At 62.9% G+C, this 13,421-nt stretch carries 15 protein-coding genes; 11 read left to right on the top strand and 4 right to left on the bottom strand.

Translation table 11 applies throughout. The annotated features are described in order from the left end of the window. The first annotated feature begins 465 nt into the window (after positions 1-465). Both QRN51_RS16075 and QRN51_RS16070 read left to right on the top strand, forming a co-directional pair. Complete coding sequence (locus QRN51_RS16075; protein ID WP_284990853.1) at positions 466-1,203, top strand: SH3 domain-containing protein; 738 nt, start codon at positions 466-468, stop codon at positions 1,201-1,203. A 504-nt stretch (positions 1,204-1,707) separates the two neighbouring features. Next, positions 1,708-2,007 carry a hypothetical protein gene (locus QRN51_RS16070; RefSeq protein ID WP_284990852.1) on the top strand — a complete coding sequence of 100 codons (300 nt, stop codon included), beginning with the start codon at positions 1,708-1,710 and terminating at the stop codon, positions 2,005-2,007. A gap of 53 nt (positions 2,008-2,060) precedes the next feature. Here QRN51_RS16070 and QRN51_RS16065 read toward each other — a convergent pair whose 3' ends face one another. The 3 genes from QRN51_RS16065 to QRN51_RS16055 form a co-directional block, all read right to left on the bottom strand. After that, the gene (locus QRN51_RS16065) at positions 2,061-2,591 is read right to left on the bottom strand and encodes a hypothetical protein (protein WP_284990851.1); all 531 of its coding nucleotides are present in this window, start codon (positions 2,589-2,591) and stop codon (positions 2,061-2,063) included. A 94-nt stretch (positions 2,592-2,685) separates the two neighbouring features. Beyond that, positions 2,686-2,931, bottom strand: a complete 246-nt coding sequence (locus QRN51_RS16060) for a helix-turn-helix domain-containing protein (protein WP_284990850.1) — start codon at positions 2,929-2,931, stop codon at positions 2,686-2,688. 485 nt (positions 2,932-3,416) lie between these two features. Then, on the bottom strand, positions 3,417-4,808 hold the full coding sequence (locus tag QRN51_RS16055) for a CoA transferase (protein WP_284990849.1): 1,392 nt from the start codon (positions 4,806-4,808) through the stop codon (positions 3,417-3,419). Between the two features lie 96 nt (positions 4,809-4,904). Between QRN51_RS16055 and QRN51_RS16050 the strand changes: the two genes are divergently transcribed. The 9 genes from QRN51_RS16050 (at position 4,905) to QRN51_RS16010 (ending at position 12,178) form a co-directional block, all read left to right on the top strand. Beyond that, positions 4,905-5,513, top strand: a complete 609-nt coding sequence (locus QRN51_RS16050) for a DedA family protein (protein ID WP_284990848.1) — start codon at positions 4,905-4,907, stop codon at positions 5,511-5,513. Positions 5,514-5,718: 205 nt separating this feature from the next. After that, a complete protein-coding gene (locus QRN51_RS16045) occupies positions 5,719-6,021 on the top strand; it encodes an urease subunit gamma (RefSeq protein WP_284990846.1) in 303 nt (100 codons plus the stop codon). 9 nt (positions 6,022-6,030) lie between these two features. Then, positions 6,031-6,417: an urease subunit beta gene (locus QRN51_RS16040; RefSeq protein ID WP_284990845.1), complete on the top strand. Its 387-nt coding sequence runs from the start codon at positions 6,031-6,033 to the stop codon at positions 6,415-6,417. After that, the gene (gene ureC / locus QRN51_RS16035) at positions 6,414-8,159 is read left to right on the top strand and encodes an urease subunit alpha (RefSeq protein WP_284990844.1); all 1,746 of its coding nucleotides are present in this window, start codon (positions 6,414-6,416) and stop codon (positions 8,157-8,159) included. The genes QRN51_RS16040 and ureC overlap by 4 nt, the downstream gene beginning before the upstream one ends. A gap of 18 nt (positions 8,160-8,177) precedes the next feature. Further along, entirely contained in the window at positions 8,178-8,663 is a 486-nt protein-coding gene (gene ureE / locus QRN51_RS16030; protein WP_284754344.1) for an urease accessory protein UreE, read from the top strand. Between the two features lie 135 nt (positions 8,664-8,798). Beyond that, positions 8,799-9,467, top strand: a complete 669-nt coding sequence (locus QRN51_RS16025; protein WP_284990843.1) for an urease accessory protein UreF — start codon at positions 8,799-8,801, stop codon at positions 9,465-9,467. A 16-nt stretch (positions 9,468-9,483) separates the two neighbouring features. After that, positions 9,484-10,101: an urease accessory protein UreG gene (gene ureG, locus QRN51_RS16020; RefSeq protein ID WP_059388359.1), complete on the top strand. Its 618-nt coding sequence runs from the start codon at positions 9,484-9,486 to the stop codon at positions 10,099-10,101. Positions 10,102-10,349: 248 nt separating this feature from the next. Beyond that, entirely contained in the window at positions 10,350-11,135 is a 786-nt protein-coding gene (locus QRN51_RS16015) for an urease accessory protein UreD (RefSeq protein WP_284990842.1), read from the top strand. Further along, a complete protein-coding gene (locus QRN51_RS16010; RefSeq protein ID WP_284990840.1) occupies positions 11,135-12,178 on the top strand; it encodes a HoxN/HupN/NixA family nickel/cobalt transporter in 1,044 nt (347 codons plus the stop codon). Before QRN51_RS16015 ends, QRN51_RS16010 begins: the two co-directional genes overlap by 1 nt. On the opposite strand, the gene QRN51_RS16005 is transcribed toward QRN51_RS16010, so the two are convergent. Next, complete coding sequence (locus QRN51_RS16005) at positions 12,175-13,200, bottom strand: PHP domain-containing protein (protein ID WP_284990839.1); 1,026 nt, start codon at positions 13,198-13,200, stop codon at positions 12,175-12,177. The two genes, QRN51_RS16010 and QRN51_RS16005, sit on opposite strands and share 4 nt — an antisense overlap. Positions 13,201-13,421: the final 221 nt, after the last annotated feature.

Genomic DNA, 13,421 nt, shown 5'->3' with positions numbered 1-13,421 from the left:
CAAATGGTAGCCCTCCGCTCGGACATTGACCCCACCATGCCACATCGATGCAGGATCCGGGGTTCGGATGTAGCCTCCAGATTCCCCCGCTTCAAGAGAGCTGGCGGGAGCCGCACCTGGTGACGGACCCGATCTTGTGGCGCGCCCGAATAGGCGGGCCTCAAACAACAGCCGTGCACCGCTCGTTGGTCAGCCGCGTGCACTCATCCCAATTAAGGCAACGGGCTCCCGAAGGTATGCTCACGCTCAGCCATACACGTCGATGGATATCCGTCGGCATCGCCTACTTGTTCGGAAAAGATCGAGATACTGCGTCGATAACGGCCGACTGGGGCGTCGCTGAGCGCCATTAGGCAACTTTAATTTTCCATCAAGATTGTTCTTCAACACTTCCGGAGATGCTTTCCCCATGCCAAGCTCTGAACTGCGTCGTTCGCTGGGGACCACGCAGATCATGGGGGCACTATGTTTACTAAAACACGATTCAAACGCGTGTTGGCGGCCGGCGCAATAACAGTCGCCTTGGCCGCGGGAAGTGCGGTCTTCGCCGCACCGGCGGACGCTGCCACAGGAAGACTCGGAAAAAGCTACTCGCTCAACGTGCGGTCTTCGCCACAGGTATCAGCATCAGTTGTGGGCACGATCCCGAAGGGCGGTTCCGTTAACCTCCTCTGCTACGTGCGCGGAGCGAATGTTCAAGGACCGTGGGGGGCAAGTAACATCTGGGACCGGGTCGACCTTGGCGGCGGCCGGATCGGCTATGCCGCAGATGCATTCGTCATCACCGGATCAGCCAATCCAATCGTCCCTCCTTGCGACCAGCCCGCACCCGCGCCCTCACCCTCGGGCGGTAGCCGTGAGGCAAGGGCTGTCGCCTACGCGCACTCCATGATCGGCAACAAGAGTCTCGGGGGCCTGTGCGAGGTATTCGCCGCAAGAGCTTTCGGTAACAGTTTCACGTTCCCTAACGCCATCTCCAACTACAGATGGCAAGCAACTCGGGGCCGGATCCACACTGACAAGAACGCACCGGCCGGCGCGCTCGTGTACTACTCCTCTCCGCGATGGGACGCAGGAAACGGGCACGTGGCCGTTTCCATCGGAAACGGCCAGGTCATCACTACCTTGGAACCTGGGCAGCCCATCAGCGTTAAAAACATCACTTGGCCTCCGGGGTACCTCGGATGGGCCTATGCCCCGTAGAACCGAAAGCTAGAAAGCGGCCCGGAATCTAATTCGGGCCGCTTTCACGTACGCGGAAGCTCGTCCTGCCGTCCAAGCCAGAAGGCCAGCGGTTCGACCTCCCCGCCTAAGTCCACGCGCTAGAACAACCTGAAGGGTCACCCACGCTCTGCGGACGACCCTTCACTGTTCACCGGCGCCCAAAGGCCATAAGAAAGGCTAGCGTCGCCGCGCTTACCAGCACCGCCGCCACCCAGATCCACTGCTGTCCGTCCAAGTCCGCCCCCGATCTCAGCTCTCGGCTCAGTCTTTGATCGTCCGGCCAATGTTTCTCGCCCGCACACTTGTGCGCAAGACTATCCCAGGCGCCTAAGGCGGTGTACAAGCTCGCCAACGTCCACAAGTTCCCCATTTCCTCTCGCCCCGAAACCCCAACGCCGACCCTGTGGGGGCTACCTTTCCACGAGGCCAACGTCATTGCCGGACGCGACCCCGATTGTCTGCCCTCGGTGGCAGACTCGGGCTGTGGAGGAAAAGAAGTTCTGGGGTCCGCCCCAATCGCGCAAGGTAACTCCCGTCGTGCCACCTGTGGATCCGGCTGCCGTTGAAGCCGCGACAACGCCCAAGGAGCCGCTGCCTGTGTTCGTGATGCTGGATTACGACAACGGTGAAAGTCATGAGGTGCCGGCCTTTGCTTACCGGTGGACGAAGGCGCACGTGCTGGTGTCAGTGCCTTGGCCGATGGATTATTACGAGGGCCGCAAAGAGGTCTGGGTCGAAGCGTCCAGAGTGCGCCGCCGGACCATCGACCCGAGAGTGCGTTAGATACGAAACAGCCCCTCAGCGTGTCCCTGAACGCGTGAGTGTGAATCCACGCGTCACCGCATGTATGGAGCCCATGCGTCCAGCATGGAGACGACGTCCCTGATTTGCCCGTTGACCAAGGTCTCCTTTTCGTCGCAGGCTTCGCTGTTCGCGTCTTTGCAGGCCGCAACTGCGTCAACGTTCGAAAGTGGAGTTAGGTCTGTGATCGCACGATCCACGAGCTTCTTTACTTCGGGGCTTGGTTTTGGGAGGGCCACGATGTCGCGGATGGCGTTTTTCGCCGTGAGGGTTACGGTGACAACCGTCATGCCGCACGTCATGACCTTGATCTGATCGGAGGTGCTTTTACCAAGGACTCGAGCAATGCCGCACGCCACGATGTTTGCGTTGTAGTCCCGCCAGACTTTCTGATTTTCAGAGAGGATGCTCGCGAATTGGGCGGGCGTCGCCGTCTGTTGGGGCGAGGGAGTTGGAGAACTCGGTGTCGTCGTGGACGTCTGTGTTGATGGACTACCGCAAGCGGAGAGCGCCAAGCCTGCCCCGATCGCGAGCGCAACTAGTTTCTTCGTACGAACCATGCTCATTAGATTCCCCCAAGTTTGTGTGAGCCTTCGGTGGCTCAGGTTGATCGTAAGTTCTCAAGCGGTTCGTCAGGGCTCCCGAGCCTCTGTGTCGTCGTCACATTGTTGGGCGGCGCGTCCTGCGACGCATGGGCTGCGGTGCTGGTGGTTCAACTTCTGATGTGGCAAGGATTGTGGCTAGGTGCGCCTCGGTAAAGCGCATGGTGCGTTCCCCGAATCGGAGGTAGGGCCAGGCGCCTGATCGGGCGTTGGCCCGGACGGTCGCTGGCCGGAGCTGCAGGATCTCGGCGAGTTCTTCGACCTTGTAGGTACGGGGCCCGGTTTCTGTTGCTGGGAGCGTCATGGTGATCTTTCCGTGGCCGATTAGGACGTCTACGGACGAAGATAGCCGCAAACGGCGCCAAAGACCAATCTGGAGATTGACATGGCGCGCGGAGTGTGGATAATGGTGCCCGCGATACCACTTTTGGTAGTGGCAGTGCTACAAAAGTCCCAAATGGTTAGGTCCAAGCCATCACTGTCTGATCCACGTAGCCGCCGATCTAGCTGTTCTCAACAGGCCCTCCAATCTCGTCCGTATTTAGAAGGTTCGTTCCGCTTGAACCCAACGTTTACCCAACGAAAACAGCGGCATCCGACGAAATCGAACTGACCCCGCTTTGCCGTTGGAGCTTCGATACCCGCGGAATCCAGCGTTCGTTGGCATCTATTGGCATCGGGCGAAATCGAAGGCCCTCTAATCCGTGGGTCGTGGGTTCGATCCCCACAGGGCCCACCCAAAACCCCCGGAACCGCACGGTTCCGGGGGTTTACTTGTGCCAGGCGAAACTACGGCGTGGCCCACGCGGCCGGGTGACGGCCGAGCGGTCCGGCTTGCTGCGACCAATGCGCGGCGACGCCGTCGATTCGCCCCGGAAGTGGCACGCGTCGCGCCGGTCCCCAGTCGGTGCTGGTTTCCACCAAGGTGAAGTCATTCGGTGCAGCTACAGCCATGTGATCAGTCGCCGGGGTCAGCGAGTACAGCAAATTGGCCGTACCGATGAGTGAGCCCTGGATGCGGGCCGTCACCGAGTGGCTAAGGCGCCGGGTCAGGGCACGGGCGACGGCCGCGGCCAATAGCCAGCCGGTCGCGTGGTCGAGGGCCTGGACGGGAAGCGGGGTGGGCTCCGCTTGGCCCCTGGCGGTGGCTCCGGCGTCGGCGATTCCGCAGCTCATCTGGACCAGGCTGTCGAACCCGCGCCGATTGCGCCAGGGACCATCCCAGCCGTAGGCGTCCAAGCTGGCGATGATCAGGCCGGGGTTCATGGCAATCAGGGACCCGTCGTCGTAGCCCAGGCGTTTCAGGGCGTCGGGCCGCAGTCCCGACACGAGCACATCGGCGCCCGCGAGCAGTTCCTCGAATATCGCGCGGTCGGTCGGGGCAGTGAGATCCAAAGCGGCGGTTCGTTTGCCCAGCGTCGTCTCAGGCAGCAGCGACGGCACCTCGTCAAAGCCTGGCGGATCGATCCGCAGCACGTCGGCACCATAACCGGCGAGGAACTTGGTGCACACGGGTCCTGCGATCACCCGGGTCAGGTCGAGCACGCGCACCCCGTGGAAGGGCAGTTGCCCGACGGCGTTCGGTGCGCCGGTGCCGGGTGAGCGGCGGTCGACGACGGTGACCGGCGGCGCGTCCGCCGTCGCCATCCCCGGAGCCGAGGCGAGCCATTGCCCGCGGTTGCGCATGACGGCGGCGCATCCGCCGGCCTCCACGATGGCGGTCTCCAATTCTTCGGCGGGCAACCCAGCTACTGCGGCCTGAACTGTTTCGCGGTCATAGGCGCCAAGCACCCGCTCGACGACGGCGCGGTGGCTGGCGTAGTTGGTGTGCAGCCGGATCCACGCGTCCCCCGTGCGATAGTTCCCGGCGATGGGGTCCCACAGTGGCGGCCGGGTCCAGCCGATCGGGGTGAACAGCCGCTCGGAGGCGAACGCGGCGCAGGACTCCCGGCTGTCTACCGTCACCGCTCGCGGCACTGACTGGCGGCGGGCTGCGAGGAACTGCTCAGCGGCCACTGTCGCGACCACAACCGCCCCCGTCGCCAGTCCTGTCACGTCGAAAGCGGCCGGGAGAACGGCCCGGGGCCCTGTTGTCGTTAGCTGGGTGGCCGGCCAATCCGCATCATCGGCGCCGATTGCGTGCCACACTCGGGAAGTCACATCAGCGAAGCTGTCGTTCACACTCACCATTCTTGACGGGGCCACACGAAACGAGCAATGGCAGCCGGATCTAACGCCTCCTGCCCAAGTGGGCCTCCAACTGCCAGACTGTTCTTCATGCAAGCGCTTTTGGACGGACTCCTGAATACCAGCCCGCTTGTGATCGCGTGCATCGTTTTCGCCCTCGTGTTCGCTGAGGATGCAATTTTTGTGGGCTTTGTGATTCCCGGTGAAACGGCAGCGGTGGTCGGCGGGGTGATTGCAAGCCGTGGGCTCTTCGAATTGTGGGCCATGATCGCCATTGTGGTCACTGCCGCGATCACGGGGGACACCGTGGGCTACGAAATCGGCAAGCATTTCGGCCCGCGGGTGATGGCCTTGAAAATCCTGGACAAGAGGCGCGCCCAATTGCAGAAAGCCGAAGACTTCCTCAAAGACAAAGGTGGCGTCGCGGTACTTTTGGGCCGGTTTACGGCCTTCTTTCGTGCCGTGATGCCTGCGCTCGCCGGACTCAGCCGCATGCCTTACCGGCGCTTCGCGTTCTGGAACTTCAGCGGCGGCATTATCTGGGGGTCCCTGTTCGTGACGCTCGGCTTTGTGGCCGGAAATTCGTACGAAGAAGTTGCGCGCGTAGTGGGCCGGGGTGCTGCGGCTGTGGTGGCAGTCATTGTGGTGGCGATTGTGCTTGTGTGGCAGGTCAGGAAACACCGCGCCAAGAGGGCCTGATGCCGCGGCAGCGCGGAAATCTGGCGGAAATCTCAAGGCTTTAGGCTGGTCACAATTCGTTCGGGAGGGGTGGTGAATGGTCGAACTGGATATGTCTGATGTTTGGCGTTATAACCGTAGTAGCTGCCCCGACGTCCTCGGCCCATCTGAGCCTCGAGTGATCTGATGTCCGCTTTCTGCAGCACAGAACTTTTAAGGAGAACCGATGCATCTTTTGCCCCGTGAGCAGGAAAAGCTCATGATCGTGGTCGCGGCCGACCTCGCCCGCCGTCGGCAATCCCGTGGCTTGAAGCTCAACTTTCCCGAAGCCGTGGCCGTCATCAGCTACGAACTGATCGAGGGCGCCCGCGACGGCAAAACCGTCGCAGAACTCATGAGCTACGGGACCACCTTGCTTCGCCGTGAAGACGTGATGGAGGGCGTGCCAGAGATGATCCATGACGTCCAGATCGAGGCCACTTTCCCCGACGGCACCAAGCTCGTCACCGTCCACGACCCGATCCGCTAGGAGGCCAACATGATTCCCGGTGAGTACCGTCTCCAAGCAGACCCCATCGCCTGCAACAGCGGACGCGAGGCAATCGCCGTCGACGTCGTCAACCGTGGCGACCGCCCGGTCCAGGTGGGCTCGCATTACCACTTTGCCGAGTCGAATCCATCGCTCGATTTTGACCGCGAAGCCGCTTTCGGCCGCCGCCTCGACATCCCTGCCGGAACGGCGGCGCGCTTCGAACCCGGCGATTCCAAGACCGTCAAACTCATCGCGCTTGCGGGAACCCGCGAAGTCTACGGCCTGCGGAACGACGTCAACGGTCCCCTTGACGTCGACGCCGGAAAGAACGACGGCGGCGCTGCCGCTTACACCGACCGGCCCGGTGCCAGCACAGAAGGGACAGCACAGTGAGCTTCGAAATTTCGCGCAAGCAGTACGCAGACCTTTACGGCCCGACGACGGGCGACTCCATCCGCTTGGCGGACACCGAACTTTTCCTTGAGATCGAGAAGGACTACACGGTCTACGGCGAAGAGGTCATGTTCGGCGGAGGCAAAGTGGTCCGCGACGGCATGGGGCAGAACGGCCAAGTGACCCGGGATGAGGACGTCCCGGACACCGTCATTTCGAACGTCGTGGTCCTCGACTACACCGGAATCTACAAGGCCGATGTGGCGCTCAAAGACGGCCACATCTTCAAGATCGGCAAGGCCGGCAACCCCCAGATCGCCGACGGCGTGGACATCGTGATCGGGGCCAGTACTGAGATGATCGCTGGGGAAGGCAAGATCCTCACTGCAGGCGGCGTCGACACCCACATCCACTACATTTCCCCGGACCAAGTCCCCACGGCCCTGTGCAGCGGCATCACCACTATGGTCGGCGGTGGCACGGGACCAGCCGAAGGTACCAAGGCCACCACCATCACGCCTGGCAAATGGCACATTTCGCGGATGCTGCAAGCCGCGGAAGGGCTGCCGATCAATATCGGCCTCTTCGGCAAGGGCCACGCGTCCGCCATCGAGCCGCTCGCCGAACAGATCCGCGCAGGAGCAGTGGGCCTCAAAGTCCACGAGGACTGGGGCGCCACGACATCTTCGATCGACATGTCGCTGCGGGTAGCCGACGAATACGACGTACAGGTAGCCATCCACACGGACACCCTCAACGAGTGCGGCTTCGTGGAGGACACCATCAAGGCCATCGACGGCCGAGTGATCCACACCTTCCATACCGAAGGCGCCGGCGGCGGGCACGCCCCGGACATCATCAAGATCGCCGGATTGCCCAACGTGCTCCCGGCATCCACCAACCCGACGCTCCCGTACACGCGGAACACCATCGAAGAGCACCTGGACATGCTCATGGTGTGCCACCACCTCAACCCGGACATCCCGGAAGACGTGGCGTTCGCTGATTCCCGCATCCGGGCCGAAACCATCGCCGCCGAAGACGTGCTCCAGGACTTGGGCATCTTCTCCATGACCTCATCGGATTCCCAGGCCATGGGCCGCGTGGGCGAAGTGGTCATCCGCACCTGGCAAGTGGCCGACGCCATGAAGCGGCAGCGGGGCGTCCTCAAGGATGCGTCAGGTGCAAGCCACGGCGCTCCGAACGGCTTGGGCGCGGAGAGCGACAACTTCAGGATCAAGCGCTACATCTCCAAATACACCATCAACCCCGCGATCGCGCAGGGAATGGCAGACTCCATCGGCTCCGTGGAAGTGGGAAAGTTCGCCGACCTCGTCCTCTGGAATCCGGCCTTCTTCGGTGTGAAGCCTGAACTGGTCCTCAAAGGCGGGCAGATCGCCTACGCGCTCATGGGCGATTCCAACGGCTCCATCCCCACACCGCAGCCACGTACCATGCGCCCGATGTTCGCCACCCACGGCAAAGCGCTGCAGCAGTCGTCCATTACCTTCCTGTCCAAGGCGGCCATCGACGCCGGCGTTCCGGAAGAGCTTGGCCTTGAACGCGTCATCCGTGCGGTCTCCGGAATCCGGAACCTGAGCAAAGCGGACCTCAAGTTCAACGGCGAAACCCCCGATATCGCCGTCGACCCCGAAACCTACAAAGTGACGGTCGACGGCGAAGACGTCACCTGCGAGCCTTCCGACGTGCTGCCCATGGCCCAGCGCTACTTCCTTTTCTAGATCGCAGGAGGAGACCACATGATCATCGAAAAGATCCTCGGCAACCTGCACGAACTGCCGCAGGCCGAGGCCGCGGCGCTGGCCAAACTCCACAAGGAGAAGGTCGTGCTGCCGAGCGCCCAGCTGGTCAAACGCATCCAACGCGTCACCACGGACCACGGGAAGGAGCTCGGCATCCGCCTCCCCGCCGGATCCGGGGACCTGCGCGACGGCGACATCCTCGCCGTCGAGGACGCGAACCTCATCGTGGTCTCCGTGCTGCCGAGCGACGTCCTGGTCATAGCCGCGCGCAGCATCTACGAAATGGGCGTAGTGGCGCACTCCCTCGGCAACAGGCACCTGCAGGCCCAGTTCTTCGACGGCGACTCCGAATACGGGGCCGAAGTCATGGTGTGCCAGTACGACCACACGGTCGAGGACTACCTCAAACACGTCGGCGTGCCTTATGACCGCCAGGAACGCGTAATGCCGGTGCCTTTCCGCCATGCTGAACACACGCACTGAGCCTGCTTCGGCTGCGGTTAACCCGGTCGGCAAGCCTCCGGTGGGTGATAGGGGCCGTGCCCGCTCCGCGGTGCCCGCCACGCCGCGGCCCCTATCACCCACCTACGCCGTCCACGTCACCTTCGGGGGGCAGCAGTGAGCTCCTATCAGCTCGCGCTCCAGCAGCTGTGCGACTCCGCTTTGCCTACCGGGGCGTTTGCTCATTCTTTGGGGTTTGAGACGTACATCGACCGGGGGGTCGTTTCTGATGAGGGGAGTTTTGGGGTTTGGCTGTCTGCGTTTGTGGGGCAGCAGTTGACTTATTCCGATGGGCTGGCCATCCGGTTCCTTTATGAAGGGGTGGATTTGGGGGAGTTGGATGCGCATTTGAGTGCTCAGCTCTTGCCTCGGCAGTTGCGGGAGGCGAGTACCAAGATGGGCGGGCGGCTGATCGAGATCGGGAGCGAAGTCTTTCCCTCGGCCGAGCTGGAAGCTTATCGGGCTATGGTGACCACGGGCCGGGCCGACGGCCATCAGCCGCTGGCGTTCGCCGTCGTCGCGCGCTCGCTGGGCGTGCCGTTCGAAGAAGCGCTGGCCGCGTACCTTTTCGCGGCGGTCACCTCGCTGACCCAGAACGCCGTGCGCGCCATCCCTCTCGGCCAGAACTCCGGGCAGCGGCTGCTGCGCAAAGCGCACGACGACGTCGCTGCCGCCGTCGAACATGTCCGGCACCTCGGCTGGGACGACTTCGGAGCCGTCAGCCCCGGCCTGGAAATTTCGCAGATGCGGCACGAATGGCAACGTGCACGCATGTTCATGAGCTAGAACCATAGGAGGACACATGTCTGAACCCATCAAGATCGGTATCGGCGGCCCGGTAGGTGCCGGCAAAACGCAGCTCGTTGAGCGCCTGACCCGCCACATGAGCCGGGAAATCTCCATGGCCGCCATCACCAACGACATCTACACGATCGAAGACGCCAAAATCCTCGCGGCCAACGGCATCCTTCCCGAAGACCGCATCATCGGCGTCGAAACCGGCGGCTGCCCGCACACCGCCATCCGCGAAGACACCTCCATGAACACGGCGGCCATCGAGGAACTCAAGAGACGCCACCCCGACCTGCAGGTCATCTTCGTCGAATCCGGCGGCGACAACCTCTCCGCCACGTTCAGCCCCGAACTCGTGGACTTCTCGATCTACATCATCGACGTCGCCCAGGGCGAGAAAATCCCCCGCAAAGCCGGCCAAGGCATGATCAAGTCGGACCTGTTCATCATCAACAAGACCGACCTCGCCCCATTCGTCGGCGCAGACCTGTCCGTCATGGAACGGGACTCCAAGGAATTCCGCGGCGACAAGCCCTTCTGCTTCACCAACCTGAAGACCGACGAAGGGCTGGACAAGGTCATCGCATGGATGCGGCACGATGTCCTGATGCTCGACCTGGCGTCATGAGCACGACGGCGACGGCGGCTGAGCTCTCGTCGGCGGACGGGTCACCTCCGGCGGCTCCGCCGGATTTGGGGCCGTGCCCGTCCCCAGCCGCTCCCAACTCTCGCAAGCTCGAGTCGGGGCCCTCGCGGCAGTGGGCCCATCGCGGTGCCCACCACGCCGCGGCCCCCAAATCCGGCTTCGCCGCCTCTTCTGCAAGCTCGCCTCGCGGGGAGCTCAGCCTGCGGGTCGCCCTTCGTGGTCAGCGGTCCGTGGCCGTGCAGCAGTTTCATCAGGGTGCCTTGCGGGTTTTGAGACCGCATTACTTGGATGAGAGCGGGCAGGTTTGTTATGTCATGGTCAATCCGGGCGGGGCGATTTTGGGGGCGGATCTCTATGTTGTGGATGTGGAGGTCGAGGCTGGGGCTTCGCTGCTTTTGACCACTCAGTCGGCCACGAAGATCTATCGGACTCCGGGATCGTTTGCTGAGCAGCGGATGAACATCCGGCTGGGGGAGGGGGCGGAACTGGAGTTGGCGCCCGACCAGCTCATCGCCTACCGGGAGGCCAGCTATCGGCAGGATACGCACATCAGTGTGCATCCGACGTCGAGCCTCATCATGGCGGAAGTCATCACTCCGGGCTGGTCCCCGGACGGCGCTTCCTTCAAGTACCGGGAACTCCGGCTCCGGAACGAGATCCAGGTGGAGGGCGACGACGGCGCCGTGCTGCTTGCGCTCGACAACCTCCTGATCCGGCCACCCCTGGGGGATGTGACCGGAATGGGCTTCATGGAGGGGTACAGCCACCTGGGTTCGCTCGTTGTGGTGGATCCGCGGGTTGACCAGGCGCTCGCCGATGAACTGCACCGGCTGACGGCGGGGTACGAGGCGTACTCGGGCTTGTCGTTGAGCCGAACCCTTGCAGGCACGACGGGCCTGGTCCTGCGGTCCCTCTCGAACAGCACCGAGGAACTGAATCGATTGCTCAGTGCATGTACAGGCCTTCTGCGCGGACGCTGGTACGGCAGGGCACCGCTGAACCTCAGGAAGTACTGATGACGTCACTCGCGGAACTCGCCTCGATGTACCGGTGGCGTGAGCATCTCCCGATGAAGTCCCGCCTCGCGTTCATGTTCGGCTCCGTCGTCCTCCTGCACCTTGCCGCCGTCGTACTCCTGTTGGTGGGTGGCGCCAGTGGCGGGCAGCCGCTGGCGCTGGGTCTCGTGCTGACGGCTTATGTGGCCGGTATCAAACACAGCTACGACTGGGACCACATCGCGGCGATCGACAATTCCACACGGAAATTCGTGGCACAGCGCAAGGACCCCGTGAGTGTCGGCTTTGCCTTCAGCCTGGGCCACAGCTCCGTGGTGATCCTGGCCGGTGTGATGGTGGTTGGGGGCGCCAGCCTTGTGGGCCAGCTCATGGAGGACGGCACCACCGGACACCTCGTGCTGGGGCTGATCGGCAGCGGCGTGTCCGGGATGTTCCTGCTGGCCATGGGTATCTTCAACGGGTCGGCGTTCCTCCGTACGATTCAGCTGTACCGCGCCGCCCAGGCCGGCGGCGCGATCGCCGTCGACGACCTCGAAACCAAAGGGTTCATCGCGCGGCTCTTGGCCAAGCCGCTATCCAAGGTCCAGCGTCCGCGGAACATCTACGTGATCGGGTTCTTGTTCGGGCTTGGATTCGACACCGCCACCACCATCGGGCTGCTGGTGCTCACGACGGCGGCGTCGCTCGCGGGTGTGCCCGTGCTCGCCCTCCTGGCGCTGCCGCTGGCCTTCACCGCGGCGATGACCCTTTGCGATTCCATCAACGGCGTGGCCATGATGCGGATGTACAAATCCGCCATCCACGATCCCCAGCGCAAGCTTGGATTCAACGCCATTATCACCGGTATCTCGGCCTTTTCGGCGCTCTTCATCTCGGTCATCACACTGGGCGGTTTCCTCAATGCGGCCTTTGGACTGAGCGATCCGGTCACCACGTGGCTGGGCGAAATAGACCTCGGTGACGCCGGGCTGGTGCTGATTGGGCTGTTCGCCGTCGTGTGGGTGGTTGCGGCCCTGCGGTTCCGGGCGGCGCGGCGCCGCTAGCCGGGCTGGAGCCACTGCAGAAGGCGATCCAACGGCCACGCCGTGATGATGCGATCGGCGGGTACCCCGTTGGCTTCCGCCCGCTCCGCACCGTACTGCAGGAAGTCGAGCTGGCCGGGGGCATGGGCGTCACTGTCGATGCTGAAGAGGCAGCCGGCATCGAGGGCAATTTGAATCAATTCGTCCGGCGGGTCCTGGCGTTCGGGCCGCGAATTGATCTCGACGGCGACCCTGTGTTCCGCGCACGAGGCGAACACCTCTTCGGCGTCGAACTCCGATGGGGGTCGCGTTCCTCGCGATCCCTTCACCAAGCGGCCGGTGCAGTGCCCGAGGACGTTCGTGTGCGGGTTTTCGATGGCAGTGAGCATCCGCCGGGTCATGGGCCGTTTGTCCGACCTGAGCTTCGAGTGGACACTGGCCACTACAACGTCCAGTTGGCTCAGCAGTTCCGCGGACTGGTCCAGCTCTCCGTCTTCAAGGATGTCCACTTCGATGCCGGCCAATAGCCGAAAGCCCGACTCTTGCCCGTACCGTTCGTTGATTCCATCCACAACGGTGAGCTGCTCCATCAAGCGCTCGGGGCTGAGCCCGTTGGCGATAGTGAGGTTGGGGGAGTGATCGGTTAATGCAATATATTCCCGGCCGAGTATACGAGCCGCGTCGGCCATAACCTCAATCGGCGAGCCGCCGTCCGACCAGTTGCTGTGGCTATGCAGATCGCCCCGGAGCTCGGCGTTCAGCTCGTGTCCACCGTTGACCAAAGGTTCGGCGCCGCGACGGCGGAGGTTCTCAAGGTAGTCGGGAACAGCGCCGCCCAGGGCCTGGCTGATCACCTCGAAGGTCCGGCTACCGATTCCCTTGGTCCGCTTGAGGCGGCCATCCTTGAGCCGGGCAGTCAGTTCCTCGTGGCTCAGTCCGGCGATGACTCCCGCAGCCCGGCGGAAGGCCTGGACCTTGAAGCTGTCCGCGAGTTCCCGTTCCAGCCAGAAGGCGGTTTCATTGAGCGCGTCGATGGCGTCCATGGCTCAATCATGTACCACGCCGCGCCCATACGTATGTGAGCGAGGGTTCGGATTTTGGTGGTTGTTTGTGAGCGAGGGTTCGGGACTTCGGACGCTCGCTCGGATATGCGGGTGTTTCGACCGACGCCCGCTCACGTATGCGGGTGTTTCGACCGACGCTCGCTCAGATCATGTGAGCGAGGGTTCCGGAATGGGGCGTCATGCTGCCGGAATAAGTGGGA

The sequence above is a fragment of the Arthrobacter sp. efr-133-TYG-120 genome (genome assembly GCF_030209785.1).
Classification (GTDB): Bacteria; Actinomycetota; Actinomycetes; order Actinomycetales; family Micrococcaceae; genus Arthrobacter.
Note: the sequence above shows the minus strand (reverse complement) of the source record. Positions and strands in the feature narration are given on the sequence as shown.